The 15,153-nt window shown below is 34.4% G+C and carries 16 protein-coding genes; 6 read left to right on the plus strand and 10 right to left on the minus strand.

Annotated elements, in window-relative coordinates; all coding sequences use genetic code 11:
- Nucleotides 1-2 precede the first annotated feature (2 nt).
- From ACFQ0R_RS07425 to asnS, 4 genes are all read right to left on the minus strand, one after another.
- Nucleotides 3-617: a hypothetical protein gene (locus ACFQ0R_RS07425; RefSeq protein ID WP_379657747.1), complete on the minus strand. Its 615-nt coding sequence runs from the start codon at nucleotides 615-617 to the stop codon at nucleotides 3-5.
- On the minus strand, nucleotides 614-2,062 hold the full coding sequence (rpoN, locus tag ACFQ0R_RS07430) for an RNA polymerase factor sigma-54 (protein ID WP_379657748.1): 1,449 nt from the start codon (nucleotides 2,060-2,062) through the stop codon (nucleotides 614-616). The genes ACFQ0R_RS07425 and rpoN overlap by 4 nt, the downstream gene beginning before the upstream one ends.
- 72 nt (nucleotides 2,063-2,134) lie before the next feature.
- Nucleotides 2,135-3,013: an RluA family pseudouridine synthase gene (locus tag ACFQ0R_RS07435; protein WP_379657749.1), complete on the minus strand. Its 879-nt coding sequence runs from the start codon at nucleotides 3,011-3,013 to the stop codon at nucleotides 2,135-2,137.
- Nucleotides 3,000-4,442, minus strand: coding sequence for an asparagine--tRNA ligase (gene asnS, locus ACFQ0R_RS07440; RefSeq protein WP_379657750.1), 1,443 nt, complete (start codon nucleotides 4,440-4,442; stop codon nucleotides 3,000-3,002). The genes ACFQ0R_RS07435 and asnS overlap by 14 nt, the downstream gene beginning before the upstream one ends.
- Nucleotides 4,443-4,616: 174 nt before the next feature.
- Here asnS and ACFQ0R_RS07445 point away from each other — a divergent pair, with 174 nt between their 5' ends.
- Together ACFQ0R_RS07445 and feoB are read left to right on the plus strand one after the other, a co-directional pair.
- Nucleotides 4,617-4,850 (plus strand): FeoA family protein, encoded by a 234-nt coding sequence (locus tag ACFQ0R_RS07445; RefSeq protein ID WP_379657751.1) that lies wholly within the window; start codon nucleotides 4,617-4,619, stop codon nucleotides 4,848-4,850.
- The gene (gene feoB / locus ACFQ0R_RS07450; protein ID WP_379657752.1) at nucleotides 4,843-6,945 is read left to right on the plus strand and encodes a ferrous iron transport protein B; all 2,103 of its coding nucleotides are present in this window, start codon (nucleotides 4,843-4,845) and stop codon (nucleotides 6,943-6,945) included. Before ACFQ0R_RS07445 ends, feoB begins: the two co-directional genes overlap by 8 nt.
- 127 nt (nucleotides 6,946-7,072) lie before the next feature.
- Here feoB and ACFQ0R_RS07455 read toward each other — a convergent pair whose 3' ends face one another.
- Genes ACFQ0R_RS07455 through ACFQ0R_RS07470 form a run of 4 tightly spaced genes read right to left on the minus strand, consistent with a single transcriptional unit; the run spans nucleotide 7,073 to nucleotide 9,905 of the window.
- The gene (locus ACFQ0R_RS07455) at nucleotides 7,073-7,639 is read right to left on the minus strand and encodes a 5-formyltetrahydrofolate cyclo-ligase (protein ID WP_379657753.1); all 567 of its coding nucleotides are present in this window, start codon (nucleotides 7,637-7,639) and stop codon (nucleotides 7,073-7,075) included.
- Complete coding sequence (locus ACFQ0R_RS07460; protein ID WP_379657754.1) at nucleotides 7,632-8,612, minus strand: succinylglutamate desuccinylase/aspartoacylase family protein; 981 nt, start codon at nucleotides 8,610-8,612, stop codon at nucleotides 7,632-7,634. Before ACFQ0R_RS07460 ends, ACFQ0R_RS07455 begins: the two co-directional genes overlap by 8 nt.
- The gene (gene rimK, locus ACFQ0R_RS07465; protein ID WP_379657755.1) at nucleotides 8,612-9,484 is read right to left on the minus strand and encodes a 30S ribosomal protein S6--L-glutamate ligase; all 873 of its coding nucleotides are present in this window, start codon (nucleotides 9,482-9,484) and stop codon (nucleotides 8,612-8,614) included. Before rimK ends, ACFQ0R_RS07460 begins: the two co-directional genes overlap by 1 nt.
- Nucleotides 9,474-9,905 (minus strand): ATP-dependent zinc protease family protein, encoded by a 432-nt coding sequence (locus ACFQ0R_RS07470; protein ID WP_379657756.1) that lies wholly within the window; start codon nucleotides 9,903-9,905, stop codon nucleotides 9,474-9,476. Before ACFQ0R_RS07470 ends, rimK begins: the two co-directional genes overlap by 11 nt.
- Nucleotides 9,906-9,984: 79 nt before the next feature.
- Here ACFQ0R_RS07470 and ACFQ0R_RS07475 point away from each other — a divergent pair, with 79 nt between their 5' ends.
- Nucleotides 9,985-10,416, plus strand: coding sequence for a tellurite resistance TerB family protein (locus ACFQ0R_RS07475; RefSeq protein ID WP_379657757.1), 432 nt, complete (start codon nucleotides 9,985-9,987; stop codon nucleotides 10,414-10,416).
- A gap of 15 nt (nucleotides 10,417-10,431) precedes the next feature.
- On the opposite strand, the gene fbp is transcribed toward ACFQ0R_RS07475, so the two are convergent.
- On the minus strand, nucleotides 10,432-11,448 hold the full coding sequence (gene fbp, locus ACFQ0R_RS07480; RefSeq protein WP_379657758.1) for a class 1 fructose-bisphosphatase: 1,017 nt from the start codon (nucleotides 11,446-11,448) through the stop codon (nucleotides 10,432-10,434).
- 107 nt (nucleotides 11,449-11,555) lie between these two features.
- On the opposite strand from fbp, the gene ACFQ0R_RS07485 reads away from it, so the two are divergent.
- Genes ACFQ0R_RS07485 through ACFQ0R_RS07495 form a run of 3 tightly spaced genes read left to right on the plus strand, consistent with a single transcriptional unit; the run spans nucleotide 11,556 to nucleotide 14,287 of the window.
- Nucleotides 11,556-12,026, plus strand: coding sequence for a GNAT family N-acetyltransferase (locus tag ACFQ0R_RS07485; protein ID WP_379657759.1), 471 nt, complete (start codon nucleotides 11,556-11,558; stop codon nucleotides 12,024-12,026).
- 12 nt (nucleotides 12,027-12,038) lie between these two features.
- Nucleotides 12,039-13,289 carry an aspartate kinase gene (locus ACFQ0R_RS07490; protein ID WP_379657760.1) on the plus strand — a complete coding sequence of 417 codons (1,251 nt, stop codon included), beginning with the start codon at nucleotides 12,039-12,041 and terminating at the stop codon, nucleotides 13,287-13,289.
- Nucleotides 13,289-14,287 (plus strand): metal-dependent hydrolase, encoded by a 999-nt coding sequence (locus ACFQ0R_RS07495; RefSeq protein ID WP_379657761.1) that lies wholly within the window; start codon nucleotides 13,289-13,291, stop codon nucleotides 14,285-14,287. Before ACFQ0R_RS07490 ends, ACFQ0R_RS07495 begins: the two co-directional genes overlap by 1 nt.
- On the opposite strand, the gene ACFQ0R_RS07500 is transcribed toward ACFQ0R_RS07495, so the two are convergent.
- Nucleotides 14,284-14,997 (minus strand): hypothetical protein, encoded by a 714-nt coding sequence (locus tag ACFQ0R_RS07500; protein ID WP_379657762.1) that lies wholly within the window; start codon nucleotides 14,995-14,997, stop codon nucleotides 14,284-14,286. The genes ACFQ0R_RS07495 and ACFQ0R_RS07500 overlap by 4 nt on opposite strands.
- Nucleotides 14,998-15,153: the final 156 nt, after the last annotated feature.

Here is a 15,153-nt window from a genome sequence, read left to right on the forward strand (position 1 = left end):
AGTTATATCCAGTAGCTAAAAAAGTACAATTGAGGAAGAAATCCTGCCAGTGTTCCTATTATGACTTCAGGTAAGGTGTGTGCTCTTTCATAGAGCCGTGACGAACTTACTAGTCCTAAAAAAATAATTAATAAGCTTATAGAAAAAATCATTGGTTCTTGAAACGAAAGGCTAAGCCCTATAATAAAACAAGTTAATCCACTTATTCCCAAAGCGTGTAAACTTATTTTTACTCGGAACATGCTGAAAAGAAGAGCGATAATACTAGAGAATAAGATTCCAGAAAAAAAGTAAAACAGTGTACGATAATTGTATACACCTAAAATGTTATTGAGTAAAATAAGAACTAATAATATAAAAAACATTATAAAAAATCGCCTTTCCTTGACATCGGAAAGGCTGTAGTTTTCAATCAATTTTAAATTTTTTGCAATAAATAAGAAGACTATAGGTAAAAAAATCGTCAGTATACTCACTGCCATCAATTTGGCAGTGATGATTTGCTGATCTAAATAATTTGGGATTGCATAGAAGTAAAATAGGCATCCTAGTATAGGCATCCACAAAGGATGTCCAAGTATGGATAATAATTTATAGCCTTTTTCTATAAGTCTCATATCTCCTTTCTCAATCTCGCCACTGGTACATCCAATTGCTCTCGATATTTTGCAATAGTTCTTCTTGCGATTGGATAACCCTTCTCTTTGAGTATTTGAGCTAGTTTAGCATCCGTGTGTGGTTTTTTCTTATCCTCAGATTCGATAGTCATCTCTAAGATCTTCTTAATTTCTCGTGTTGAAACATCTTCACCCTCTTCGTTTTTCATCGATTCAGAAAAGAAACTTTTGATCAAAAAAGTACCATATGGTGTTTCTACATATTTGCTATTGGCTACCCTGGAAACTGTACTGATATCCATATTTATTTTCTCAGAAATATCTTTTAGAATCATGGGCTTGAGAGATCTTTCATCGCCCGTAAGAAAATACTCTTTTTGGTGCATCATTATAGAGTACATCGTGGAGTAGAGTGTCTCTTGTCTTTGTTTTATAGCATCAATAAACCATTTTGCCGAATCTAATTTCTGTTTAATGAAAAAAACAGCTTCCTTTTGTTCTTTTGTTTTAGTTGTGGCCTCCTTATATCCCTTGAGCATATTGGAATAATCTCTAGAGATGTGCATTTCTGGAGCATTCCGGCCATTCAAAGTCAGCTCCAGTTCACCATTTTTAATATGAATAGCAAAATCAGGAATAACGTGCTCTACTGATTTGGTGCTGCTAGAGTAAGATGCTCCAGGTTTCGGGTTAAGGTGCTCTATTTCTTCTATTGCTTTTTTTAACTTGTCTTCAGAGATGCTAAATTTTTGAATCAGTTTATCGTAGTGCTTTTTACTGAATTTATCGAAAGCTTCATCTAAAATTCTGTAGGCTAAATCTATACTTTCTGCCTTGTCTTTTCTTTGCAACTGGATGAGTAAACACTCTCTTAAGTCTCTGGCACCAACTCCAGCTGGGTCTAGAGATTGTACAATTTTTAAAGCTTTCTCGACAGATTGCTCATCTGTGTATATGTTTTGTGTAAAGGCTAAATCATCTACAATGTCGACTAATGAGCGTCGTATATAGCCACTATCATCTACACTACCCACCAAGAAAAATGCAATTTCTTCCTGATCACCTTTAAAAGTAAATGTCTGTAATTGGGTTTTTAGATATTGCGAAAATGAAGTACCAGATGCATATGGCACTTGTTTGTCTTCATCATCTGCACTATAGTTATTGGCTTTTAGCTTGTAATTTGGAATTTCGTCATCACTCAAATAATCGTCTACGTCAAATTCGGTTTCGATAACATCATGCTCATCGACATCTGTTTCATTCTTGAATTCATCTTCAAATTCGTCCTTTTCCTTTCCAGCATCAAGAGCTGGATTTTCTTCAAATTCCTGTTTTACTCTTTGCTCAAAAGCTAAAGTAGGAAGCTGTATCAACTTCATCAGTTGTATCTGCTGAGGTGATAACTTCTGTGATAATTTAAGGTTAAGCCTTTGTTTTAGCATGGTTTTGAATCAATAATTTATGCTGAATGTAATTTTAGACAACTTAGTACTTCAATAACCAAATCTAAAATTTTACATCAACCCGTCCATAAATTTAACGAATTTATGTGGTAACTCAGTTTCAATGAATAATCTTTTATGAGTTTTCGGATGAAGAAACTCCAGTGAACTTGCATGAAGAAGAAGACTGTTTTTTTTACTTTTTACTCCATAAATAGCATCACCGACTATTGGGTTTCCTTTTGAAGAAAGATGAATTCTAAGCTGATGAGTTCTTCCTGTATCTGGCCACAAATCCACTAAGCTGAAGTGTTTGTCTTCCTTCTGAAGTACTCTTTTGACATTAAATCTCGTCAAACTCCTTTTTCCATTAATGTCTGTATTGATTTCTCCTTGCTCTGTAACAAGGCTTCCTTCAACTATGGCTGAATACTTTTTTTGGATTTCACGATTTTCAAAAAGAACCGATAAAAGCGATTTTGCCGATAGTGTTTTAGAAATCAGTAAAATACCAGACGTAGGATTATCCAATCTGTGTACTGGTTGAGGAAAAGGGAGTTTATCTTTTTCTGAACTTTGTTTTAAGTTGTATGGCAAAGCATTCTCGATGGTCTTAAAATAGTTCCCATTAGTTGGATAACCAGATGGCTTATGTATAACAGCCAAAAAATCATCTTCATATAGAACATCAAGTTGTAGTCTGAAAACTTTTTTTTCTTGCTCAATTTCTTCAGCATAGAGTTTTAAAACCTGTCCATTTTCAATCCAGTTGGAGGTTTTAGCAATTTCACCATCTAGTGTGATAAGCTCTCTTTTAAGAATCTTCTTTAAAGCACTTTTACTTTGTATGGATTGAAAAATATTCACTCCATACTCCTGGAGGCGTATTTTTTCTTCTAAGTTTTCAACTACATGAGTTTCAATGCAGGGATTTGGATTAAAATTCTGCATTTTGAGGTGTTCTTGGATAAGGAATTACATCTCTGATGTTGGACATTCCTGTAGCAAATAGCACAAGGCGTTCGAAGCCAAGACCAAAGCCAGAATGCTTACATGTTCCAAGCTTTCTGGTTTCCAGGTACCACCATAATTCTTTTTCATCCACACCAATTTCTTTCATTTTGGAAAGTAAGACGTCATAACGTTCTTCCCTTTGAGAACCGCCTACAATTTCTCCGATTCCTGGAAATAGAACATCCATGGCTCTTACGGTTTTTCCATCATCGTTGAGGCGCATATAGAATGCTTTTATATCTGCTGGATAATCATAAAGAACTACCGGACAACCAAAGTGTTTTTCAACTAAATAACGCTCGTGCTCACTTTGTAAATCAGCTCCCCATTCTTCAATTATATAGTTGAATTTCTTCTTCTTGTTTGGTTTGGAGTTTCTCAAAATCTCTATTGCTTCTGTATAAGAAACCCTTTTGAAATTGTTTTTAAGGACAAAATCGATTTTCTCTCTTAATGGCATTGGAGATCTGTCCTTTTCTGGTTTTGACTTTTCTTCTTGAAGAAGTCTGTTCTCCAAAAACTCTAAATCAGCTTCACAATGTTTTGAAATATAATTTAAAACATACTGTATGAAATCTTCAGCTAAATCAATATTTCCTTCCAAATCACAAAATGCCATCTCTGGTTCAATCATCCAGAATTCAGCAAGGTGTCTGGAAGTATTTGAGTTTTCTGCTCTGAAGGTAGGTCCAAAGGTATAGACTTTACTAAGTCCAAGAGCATAAGTTTCAGCTTCAAGTTGGCCACTTACAGTTAGGTTGGTTTCCTTTCCAAAGAAGTCTTTAGAGAAATCAATGTCACCAGCATCAGTTGTTGGTATGTTCTTAAGGTCTAAATTCGTGACTTTAAACATTTCACCAGCGCCTTCAGCATCACTACCTGTTATAATTGGTGTGTTGACGTAATAAAATCCATTTTCATTAAAATACTGATGAACTGCAAAAGCAAGTTTTGATCTAACTCTCATTACAGCTCCAAATGTGTTAGTTCTTACTCTAAGGTGGGCTTGCTCTCTAAGTTTTTCTAAAGAATGCTTTTTGGGCTGAAGTATGGTCTTCTTAACATCCTCAGGATCTGCATTTCCTAAAATTTCAATTGATTTGACATCAAGTTCAACTCGTTGACCTTTTCCTTCACTTTCCTTCAGGGTTCCAGTTACAGAAATTGAAGCTCCAGTTGTGATGCTTTTCAAAATCTCTTCATCTGTGTTTTCAAAGTCTACAACACACTGTAGATTATTCAGGCAAGACCCATCATTTAAAGCGATAAAGCGATTACTTCTAAACGCTCTTACCCAACCGTTTACTTTATATTCTTGTAATATATGATCGCTTTCTAGAAGCTCAACTACGTTTTTTGTCAGCATTATCAATTGTTTTAGTAGATAGCAAAGGTAATTTTTTCCTTAAGGCTTTACAATAGCTTTTGAAAAATACAATTTCGTTTTTATTGAACTTCCTCAATTGAATTTTAAATATTCATTTATTCACTCCGATTTACATAAAAGCTTCTTATTTTTGTTTAAAATTAATCTAAATAGATGATGACTGTAGCCAATTTAAAGAAGGGACAGAAAGCTATTATAGGAGAAATGACCTCTCAGGATATTCCTCTCAAGCTTTTGGAAATGGGATGCTTACCAGGAAATCATGTAGAACTCATACAGATTGCCCCATTTAAGGATCCTCTTTATCTTAATATTAATGACACTTTTTTATCTATTCGAAAAGAGACTGCCAAGCTCATTAACGTAGAACTTATTGACGATGAGTAAACAAATAAATGTTGCTTTAGTAGGCAATCCTAATACAGGGAAGACTTCAGTTTTTAATAATCTTACAGGGTTAAACCAGAAGGTCGGTAATTATCCAGGAATCACCGTAGAAAAGAAAGAAGCTGTCATTAAGCTTTCTAGAAATCTAAAAGCTCATGTTATAGATTTGCCTGGGACGTATAGTCTTAATGCGACTTCAATGGACGAGAATGTTGTCGTCGAATTACTTTTGAATAAGAATGACAAAGATTACCCAGACGTTGTCGTCGTCGTTAGTGATATTGAGAACTTAAAAAGAAATCTTCTCTTATTTACACAAATTAAAGATCTTGGATTACCGACGATTTTAGCCATCAATATGGCTGATCGAATGGATAGAAAAGGAATTGAACTCGATATTGATCTCCTCGAAAAACGCTTAAACACTAAAGTAAATTTAATAAGCGCAAAAAAAAATAAAGGTTTTGATAGTTTAAAACAATCCATTATTGATTATCAGAAGATCTCATTGCAACCTTGTTTGGACGCATCAGAAATAGATAAAGATTATTTCGATTCTCTAAGGAAAGCTTACCCAAATCAAGATCTTTATAAATTGTGGTTGGTGATCACTCAGGATGTAAATTTTGGTAAAACCAATAGAAATAGAATTCCTTCTGAAAGTGAATTTAAGCCAAAATCAGATTCAGAAATAAAGCGACTTCAGCAAAAGGAAACAATTAAAAGGTATCAATTTATAAACAATACTTTAAAAGAAACACTTACCAAAGATTTAGCTTTAGCAACAGGGCTAAGAGCTAAAATCGATAGATTGTTAATTCATAAGGTTTGGGGCTACGTCATCTTTTTGGCCATTTTATTTTTGATTTTCCAGACGATTTATGACTGGTCCACCTATCCTATGGATTTTATTGATGAAAGCTTCCTCTTTTTGAGCGAGTTTGTAAAGCAAAACTTACCAGCTGGAATGCTAACTGAATTAATTTCTGAAGGTATTATTCCTGGTATAGGCGGGATTGTGATTTTTGTTCCACAGATTGCATTCTTGTTTTTATTCATTTCTATCCTAGAGGAAACTGGGTATATGAGTCGTGTGGTTTTTCTTATGGATAGGGTTATGCGAAAATTTGGAATGAGCGGGAAAAGTGTAGTGCCTCTAGTTTCTGGAACTGCTTGTGCCATTCCAGCTGTTATGGCAGCAAGAAATATTGAAAGTTGGAAAGAACGGCTTGTTACAATTTTGGTCGTACCGTTCACAACCTGTTCGGCAAGGCTTCCTGTCTATCTCATTATTATAAGTTTAGTGATTCCAGATGAGCGATGGCTTGGTGTTTTTAATTACCAGGGTATAACTTTGATGCTACTTTATTTGCTTGGATTTGTTACTGCAGTTGCTTCAGGTTGGTTAGCAAGCAAAATGCTTAAAATTGACTTCAAGTCTTATTTTGTTGTGGAAATGCCGAATTATAAACTCCCTATTTTTAAAAATGTATTTTATACAGTAGTAGAAAAGACGAAATCTTTTGTGTTTGGAGCAGGAAAAATAATTTTAGCAATTTCAATTATACTTTGGGTTTTAGCAAGCTATGGACCTACAGATAAATTTGATAATGCTGAGGAAATTGTAACTTCTTCCACAGATCTTTCAAGTCTCACAGAAGAAGAACTCGACACCGAAATCTCCTCCTATAAGCTAAAACATTCTTATATTGGGTATGCAGGAAGAGCAATAGAACCTGCTGTAACTCCATTGGGTTACGACTGGAAAATAGGTATAGCTATTATAAGTTCATTTGCCGCTCGGGAAGTTTTTGTAGGTACTTTAGCGACTATCTACAGTGTTGGAAATGAAGATGAACAAACCATCAAAAGCAGAATGGCAGCAGAAACCAATCCTATACTTGGAGGCCCGTTGTTTACTTTTGCCAGCGGAATTAGCTTATTATTGTTTTATGCCTTTGCGATGCAATGTATGAGTACGTTGGCAATCGTAAAAAGAGAAACTGGGACTTGGAAATGGCCGTTGATTCAGTTGTTTGGGATGTCTGGTTTTGCTTACGTGGTCGCTTTAGTTGCTTTTCAAATTTTAAAATAAAAATAATGTTACAAGAGATAATAGTATGGTTGATATTTCTAATAGCCCTAGGTTATTTAGTAAAAAAATTCTTCTTTAAATCTAAAAAAGAAAGTTCAGCTTGTGGTTCTAGTCAATGTGGTTGTGACTAGTTTGATTTAAAATTGTATATCCTCGAAGGGGTTATACAAAAATCTAAGCCTATGTCATGATCTGAGACTTCAATATTTTCTTCTTCAGGTTCGAAAAAAGACAAACCGATTTTTAGAGTTTCAGGACGGCAGTCAGACAAGAACTTATCATAAAATCCTTTACCATAGCCTATTCTGTTTCCTGTTTTATCGTAAGCCAATAAAGGCATGAACACAACATCAATTTGATTTGGCTCGATTTTAATTCCTTTTTCGGGTTCTGGAATTCCCCATTTACTGAGTTTTAATTTTGTGCTGTCTGTAAGTAAATAATGTTCGAGCTCAGCATCCTTTACTTTAGGGATAACTACATTTCTATCTTTACCAAAGATGATTTGCAAAATGTATTCTGAATTGATTTCTCTGTGCTTTGAGATACTGAGGAAAATATGATAAAATGTAAAATCCCAAATGTCTAATTTCAAGCTTTGGTTGGCAATTTGAAGACTCAGTTCTTCAATTTCTGAAGCTGATAAGTTGTTTCTTAAAGCTTTGTACTTAGACCTCAGCTCATCTTTATCCATCAGTGGTATCTTTAGAAATATGAAAAATAGCATCACCTTGGTAAACGATAGGGGATTGGTTGGCATTAATAACATAACCGTTATTAGTTGCTTTTACCTTATGTCTAAAACTACCGTAAGGGTCTGTAATAGTCGCAATAAATTCACCTTTCTCTACAAACTTACCTATTGGTATTTTGATGTGAAGAAGTCCGCTATATTTAGCTCGCATCCAGTAAGTGCTGGAAATAAACTTTGTGTTCTCTGCAGGATCTTCTACGTCAAAATTAGATTTCAACATGTCGAAATGCTTCATGACACGTTTAAGTCCGTCAACACCATGTTTTGAAATTTCTTTATTGTTGTCTTTAGATTTTCCACCTTCAAATAATAAAACTGTTTTACCCTGTTTGACACAGGTCATTCTATAAGAGTTTTTTATAGTAGAAGAATAAACGGTGAAAGGAGCATTGAAGATTCTTGCTAATTCCTCACCCCTTTCGTCAGTTTTATCTATTCTTATTTGTGCTGCATTAAATCTACTGGCCCCACCAGTATGAAAATCGAAACAATAATCGGCAACGGGAAGAATTTCAGAAGCAAACTGATAAGCAAACCGGCTAGCCAGAGCTCCTTTTTTTGAACCTGGAAACATTCTGTTCAAGTCTCTTCCGTCGGGGAATTCCCTGGTCATATTCAGAAATCCAAAGACGTTGAGAACAGGAACACAGATGATGGTTCCTCTGCTAGGTTTGTTTATTCCCTTTGAAATGAATTGTCTTACCGCTTCAACACCATTGATTTCATCACCATGTATGCCTGCGGTAATTAACAATATCGGCCCTGGTTTTTTGGCTCTTTCAATAATGACAGGGACTTCTACTAAAGTCGTTGTATAAAGTTTTGCTGTATTAAAATTTATCCTAGCTTTTTCTCCAGGAAAGACTCTCCTTTCCAAGATGTGCAGGACATTTTTAGAATCTATGTGAGGCATTACACATTTTTTTCAATGTACTGAATGATAGATCTTGCGATGTCTTTTCCAGTAGCTTTTTCAATACCCTCCAAGCCCGGTGAAGAGTTCACTTCCAATATTAAAGGGCCTCTAGAACTTTGTAAAAGATCTACACCAGCAACACCTAGGCGCATAGCCTTTGCCGCTTTTATAGCTGCAATTTCTTCTTCATCACTGAGTTCGATGACCTCTGCTGAGCCACCTTGGTGTAAATTGGAACGAAATTCTCCTTCTTTACCTTGTCTTTTCATAGCGCCAACAACATGTCCGTCGACTACAAATACTCGGATATCAGCTCCTTTTGCTTCTTTAATAAATTCCTGAACTATAACTCTTGCCTGCAAACCATTAAAAGCTTCGATCACTGATTTTGCTGCATTTTTTGTTTCTGCTAAAACGACTCCTAGACCCTGTGTTCCTTCCAGTAGTTTGATAACTAGCGGGGTTCCTCCAACTTGTTGAATAACGCCATTGACGTCTCTGGAGTAATTGGTAAACACAGTTTTTGGGAGACCTATTTTTGCTCTAGAAAGCACCTGTAGACTTCTCAGTTTATCTCTACTTCTTACCAAAGCTTCAGAATCTATTGTGCTAAATGCCCCCATCATTTCAAATTGTCTAACAACAGCAGTCCCATAAAAAGTTACTGAAGCACCAATTCGAGGAATAATTGCATCTGTATCTAAAATGTATTCACCCTTGTAATAAATGTTTGGATTCCGTTTTTCAATAACTAAATCACACTTAAGTGGGTCAATGACTTGTACATCGTGCTTTCTTTTTTTAGCTGCTTCAACTAAACGTTTTGTAGAATAGAGATTTTGATTTCTCGATAAAATTTTAATGTTCATGGTGGGGATTGTTATGAGATAAGTTTTGTAATTCTGGGTCTACAATAAATTTTTTATTCAAAAATTTACGACCTAGAAGTACAGGGTGTTTCATTTCTTTTCTGTTGCTCAAAGAAAGGGAAATTTTATAAACTTTTCCAAAGATTTCAATACTGGACTTAATTTCGTATCTGCTTTGAGCTATGCCATTGCTGCTTTTTACTCGTATTTTGTTGTAATCTTTGAAAATAAAGGGCTTGTGATCATATTCCGGATGTTCTTTATCCAGGAAAACACAATGCAGGCCGTCTTCTTTTTCTTCCATATTTTCACAGTGTATAGAAGAGGTATAAGCACCTGTATCTATCTTGATAGAGATGTCTTTTAGATTCAATTCAGGGAAGTTAGCCTTGTCCAACCTACCAATAATTCTTTTCTTCATAAATGCAAATTACAAAAATGATATTCAACAGAAATTTTAGGCGAAATTAATATTATATTTATAATTTAAAACTAATAATATGTCAAGACACGATTTTTACGAGAATATAAGAAATTCAACCAGGCTCAATCATTTTGCAAATCTTGTGAATTTAGCTGCTATAGATGGGGATATAAAACCCATAGAAGAAAAACTATTAAAGCGATTTTCAAGAAAATTTGATGTTTCAGAAGAGAATTACGAAAAGATTCTTGAGAATCCAGCATCATTTCCTGTTCACGCCATCAATTTAAAAACTCAACGTTTAGAATTTTTGTTCGATCTTTTACGTATTGTTTATGTAGATAATAAGATGGATGAAGCTGAAGAGTTTTTAATTAGAAAATATGCTGTAGGTCTAGGGTTTTCTGAAGAACAAGCTCTGGTTGTGATCAATAAATCCAAGAAATTATTTGAAAATAATTTCTCTTTTGATTTTTATCAACACTTTATAGAGTCTGATGAGGATTAAAATTTAATCTCCGTTTTATTTGCTTGGATGAGCTGCTTCCATAAAGGATTCAGCTTTTTCAACCATTTTTTTGCTTCCACAAAAGAATGGTACCCGCTCATGTAGCTCCGTAGGCTTGATGTCCATAATTCTCTGGAAACCATCCGATGCTTTGCCATTGGCCTGCTCAGTAATGAAAGCAATTGGGTTACATTCATAAAGTAACCTTAGTTTTCCTTTCTCTGCACTTGAGCTTTTGGGATACATATATATTCCGCCTTTAATCATATTCCTATGAAAGTCGGATACTAAAGAACCAATATATCTTGAAGTATAAGGGTCTTCATCACGTTGATTTTGACAGTACTTTATATAGTCTTTCACTCCTTGTGGGAAATGAATATAATTCCCTTCATTGATGGAGTATATTCTTCCATCATCTGGAAATTTCATATCTGGGTGAGATAAGTAATAAGTTCCTATTGCTGGGTTTAGCGTAAATCCGTTTACTCCGTGACCGGTTGTATAAACGAGCATTGTCGAGGTTCCATAAATAATATATCCTGCTGCCACTTGCTGATTGCCCGGTTGTAAAAAATCTTCCATCTCTACAGGCTGTCCCACAGGTGTTACTCTTCTATAAATAGAAAATATGGTTCCTACAGATACATTTACATCAATATTCGAACTACCATCCAGAGGATCCATCAACACCACATATTTGTTTTTATGGTCTTTATTATTTCCTTGTATAGTTATATAATTATCATTTTCTTCTGAAGCAATGCCGCATACAATTTCTCTATTGATGAGGGTTTGTATAAATGTTTCGTTAGCGTAAACATCCAGTTTTTTTTGGTCTTCACCCTGAACGTTTTTTCCTCCATAATCTCCTACAATATCTACGAGTCCAGCTTTATTGACTTCATGATTTACTACTTTTGCAGCAAGTCTTATAGAGTTAATTAATCTGGAAAGTTCACCAGATGTATATTTAAAGGATTTTTGATTTTCAATAATAAACTCACCTAGAGTTTGATTGGTTTTTTTCATAGCGAAAACGTTGTAGCTTGCGCAAAAATAGAAAAATTCGCAATGTGACTATCAAATTCATTCATTTTAATTCCTACTTGATTATTTTTGATCAAAAATTTTAAGCTATGAATTTTAAAATCAGATTTGCTACACCTGAAGACTTGGGAGATATGCTAAAGCTTATACAAGAGCTAGCTGTTTATGAAAACGAACCAGATGCGGTCCAGGTTACCTTGGAAGATTTATATCGCTATGGTTTTGGTGAAGAGGCTATTTATAAATGCTTTGTGGCAGAAGTGGATTCTAAAGTGAAGGGCATGGCTTTATTTTATTCAAGATTTTCTACGTGGAAAGGTGAAACTGTCCATTTAGAAGACCTCATTGTTACCAAGTCAATGCGGGGCAAATCTTTAGGCAAAGCTTTATTTGAATCTGTAATTATGTATGCCAAAACTCGAAAAATTAAACGTGTGGAATGGGTGGTTTTGGACTGGAATACCAATGCTATCGATTTTTATGAGAAATATGGAGCTACTGTTTTCAAGGAATGGAGAACTGTCCAGCTAGGGGAAGATGAAATCAATAATATAAATTAATCGGTGCTAAAAATGCAAGTATTTAAATTTGGTGGGGCTTCTGTGAAAGATGCTAAAGGAGTGAGAAATGTCGCTAAAGTTTTAGAAACTACATATCCAAAACAAAAGGTTGTAGTTATTTCAGCAATGGGAAAAACTACAAATAAGTTAGAGGATATTATTTCTCTTTATTTTGAAAAAAGCAAAGAATTATCTGAAGCAATATCATCTTTAAAACAGGATCACTACGATATTTTGGACGAGCTTTTTGATAATTCTTCTCATCCAGCTTATACTAAGACTAATTATTTTTTTGATGAGCTTTCAATCTTTTTTGATAGAAATAAATCGCCAAATTACGATTTCGTCTATGATCAAGTAGTTGGTTTTGGAGAATTGATAAGTACCAGTATTGTGAGCTACTATTTAAAGTCTGTAGGGATCGAAAACGTCTGGCATGATTGCAGAAATTTGATAGATACCGATAGCACATACAGAGATGCAGACGTCAATTGGGAAAATACTCAACAAAAAATACTGAACCACATCAATGAAGATGAGTTAAGTATAACTCAGGGATTTATAGGTTCAGATTCCAACAATTTTAGCACTACTTTAGGTCGTGAAGGTTCAGATTATACAGCTGGAATTTTCGCCTATTGCCTCAATGCAGAGAATGTTACCATATGGAAAGATGTCCCAGGTGTTCTGAATGGGGATCCTAATGTTTTTGAAAACACCAGTCTTTTAGAACAAATCTCATACGAGGAGGCTATTGAACTGGCTTTCTATGGTGCATCTGTAATTCATCCAAAAACATTGCAGCCATTGCAGCAAAAGGAAATTCCATTATTTGTGAAATCTTTCTACAATCCAAAAGACCAGGGGACAAAAGTTGGTAAAGGGAAGTTGCTCAATCCATTGTTGCCATGTTATATCGTAAAGAAAGATCTAGTTTTCTTATCTCTATCAACTTTAGATTTTTCATTTTTTGTGGAAGAAAATATTAGTGAAGTCTTTTCTCTTTTCCACAAACATCAAATCAAGGTAGATTTGATTCAAAATTCGGCAATTAGTTTTTCAGTTTGTGTCGATAATAAATTCAAAAACGTGGATAAACTGATTGAAATACTTAAGGCTAAGTTTAAAGTAGATCATCAAAAAGGAGTATCACTATTTACGATAAGACATTATGATGATGATGCGATAAAACGTATAGAAAAAGATAAAACAGTCTTATTGAAACAATTGCATAAAGAAACTATCCAATTTGTGACAGCCTAATGGATTCTCTTACGCAAATCGTTTTAGGTGCTGCAGTTGGAGAAGTTGTGCTGGGGAAAAAAGTTGGAAATAAGGCTATGGTTTATGGTGCTATAGCGGGAACGATTCCGGATTTAGACATTTTTATAGGAAACTTTTACGATACAGTTACGGCCTTAGAAATCCATAGAGGATTTTCTCATTCATTGGTGTTTGCAGTTTTGGCGGCTCCGCTTTTTGGGTATATTATTTCTAGAATTCATAAGCAAGCCAATTGGAAAGAATGGTCACTACTCATGTTTTGGGGACTTTTCACTCATCCTTTACTTGACTGTTTTACAACTTGGGGTACACAGCTCTTTTGGCCTTTAGATCTTAGAATTGCATTCAAGTCAGTTTTTGTCATAGATCCATTGTATACTTTACCATTTTTGGTTTGTCTCATTGCTGCGTCTCGACTCAAAAGGACTTCTATAAAAAGAAGAAAGCTTAATAGATTAGGCATAATTTTAAGTTCAAGTTATCTGGTATTAACTTTAATAATGAAGGAAATTACGTTTTCAAAATTTAAAAATGCACTCGAAGAACAGAATATTAGTTATTCTGATCTTGATACCAGACCAACCCCACTCAATGTGATCTTATGGTCAGCAAATATTAAAGCAGAAGATCACTTTCTTATTGGTGAATATTCTGTTTTTGATACACAGCCTATTGATTTTAGAGCCTATCCGAAACAGCATGAAAAGATTGATGATTTGCGTCAGTATGAAAATTTAGGAAGATTAATAGATGTAACAAAGGGTTGGTATACTATTTCTGAAAATGAAGGAGAATTATTTCTGAATGACCTCCGATTTGGGTTATTAAGCTTGAATCCAAAATCTAAAAGATTTGCGTTTACTTATAGACTAGAAGAGGAGAATGGGAATCAATTAAACATTATGGAAGAGCCCAAAACTAGGGGGGATGCTAAAGTCTTATTATATGAGTTATGGGTTAGGTTAAAAGGTAACTAATCTTCAATAAGTTTAATAACATTTACTTTCTCTTCGTTGATGATTCGTTTTTTTAGAAAATAAGACCTGTCATTATGATTAGTGTAGGCAGTTTCTTTATCAATGGTGTCATTTTTATAAACATAAATATAAGATTGCGCTGAATCAACTTCAAGCATGGACAGGTGAGGAACTGTAGACTCCTTTTTTACAAAAGGTAAATATCCAGGAAGTTTCTCATTTCTTATCCGCTGATCCAAAGTCATAGTTAACGCAACAGACTCTATGAATTTTAATTCATTTTCTCTGTAGAATCTATCTTCTGTCTCTAGGCTATTCCAATACTTGATGAGAGAATTGTATTGGTCTAAAACGTTTTGATCTACTTCAATTCCGTCATAATTAGTTATAATTTTCCGCTGAAGATTAATAAGCTGGATAGGAGTTGACTTGATTTGATATTTGATGTGTTCAATACTGTTTTCAGAAACCGACGGGTTTACTATAAGTGTAACTGAAGGAAAGAAATTGTCGTCAAGATCGAAATTATTTAATAACTGATTAACCCTCTTATGAATTAAATTCAAGGGTACAGTGTCATTATCAATTATGGTTTGATTATCGTTTAATATTTCAATAACAGCTACAGTTTCAATTTTATTGCTATCTTGTGCATTAGATATTATAGCGATGAATGTTAGTATAGTTGAAAATAACAGGCTGAATTTCATAATAATAATAATTTAAACAAAAATAGTCAAAAACAAGTAAAACCAATCTTACATTTGAAACGTAAATACATACAATTAAGTTGGTTAGTGAAATTTATTTCATAAAAATAAGAGTTGGTAGATTTGAAAGCCTTAAATTTGCAGATTAATTGAGCT

The organism is Psychroflexus salinarum (assembly GCF_042677225.1).
In the GTDB taxonomy this organism is placed as follows: Bacteria; Bacteroidota; Bacteroidia; order Flavobacteriales; family Flavobacteriaceae; genus Psychroflexus; species Psychroflexus salinarum.

Excerpts from the sequence above, each read along its gene's own strand:
- ACFQ0R_RS07425 (WP_379657747.1), bottom strand. The coding sequence starts at position 617 with ATGAGACTTATAGAAAAAGGCTATAAATTATTATCCATACTTGGACAT.
- rpoN (WP_379657748.1), bottom strand. The coding sequence starts at position 2,062 with ATGCTAAAACAAAGGCTTAACCTTAAATTATCACAGAAGTTATCACCT.
- ACFQ0R_RS07435 (WP_379657749.1), bottom strand. The coding sequence starts at position 3,013 with ATGCAGAATTTTAATCCAAATCCCTGCATTGAAACTCATGTAGTTGAA.
- asnS (WP_379657750.1), bottom strand. The coding sequence starts at position 4,442 with ATGCTGACAAAAAACGTAGTTGAGCTTCTAGAAAGCGATCATATATTA.
- ACFQ0R_RS07445 (WP_379657751.1), top strand. The coding sequence starts at position 4,617 with ATGATGACTGTAGCCAATTTAAAGAAGGGACAGAAAGCTATTATAGGA.
- feoB (WP_379657752.1), top strand. The coding sequence starts at position 4,843 with ATGAGTAAACAAATAAATGTTGCTTTAGTAGGCAATCCTAATACAGGG.
- ACFQ0R_RS07455 (WP_379657753.1), bottom strand. The coding sequence starts at position 7,639 with ATGGATAAAGATGAGCTGAGGTCTAAGTACAAAGCTTTAAGAAACAAC.
- ACFQ0R_RS07460 (WP_379657754.1), bottom strand. The coding sequence starts at position 8,612 with ATGCCTCACATAGATTCTAAAAATGTCCTGCACATCTTGGAAAGGAGA.
- rimK (WP_379657755.1), bottom strand. The coding sequence starts at position 9,484 with ATGAACATTAAAATTTTATCGAGAAATCAAAATCTCTATTCTACAAAA.
- ACFQ0R_RS07470 (WP_379657756.1), bottom strand. The coding sequence starts at position 9,905 with ATGAAGAAAAGAATTATTGGTAGGTTGGACAAGGCTAACTTCCCTGAA.
- ACFQ0R_RS07475 (WP_379657757.1), top strand. The coding sequence starts at position 9,985 with ATGTCAAGACACGATTTTTACGAGAATATAAGAAATTCAACCAGGCTC.
- fbp (WP_379657758.1), bottom strand. The coding sequence starts at position 11,448 with ATGAAAAAAACCAATCAAACTCTAGGTGAGTTTATTATTGAAAATCAA.
- ACFQ0R_RS07485 (WP_379657759.1), top strand. The coding sequence starts at position 11,556 with ATGAATTTTAAAATCAGATTTGCTACACCTGAAGACTTGGGAGATATG.
- ACFQ0R_RS07490 (WP_379657760.1), top strand. The coding sequence starts at position 12,039 with ATGCAAGTATTTAAATTTGGTGGGGCTTCTGTGAAAGATGCTAAAGGA.
- ACFQ0R_RS07495 (WP_379657761.1), top strand. The coding sequence starts at position 13,289 with ATGGATTCTCTTACGCAAATCGTTTTAGGTGCTGCAGTTGGAGAAGTT.
- ACFQ0R_RS07500 (WP_379657762.1), bottom strand. The coding sequence starts at position 14,997 with ATGAAATTCAGCCTGTTATTTTCAACTATACTAACATTCATCGCTATA.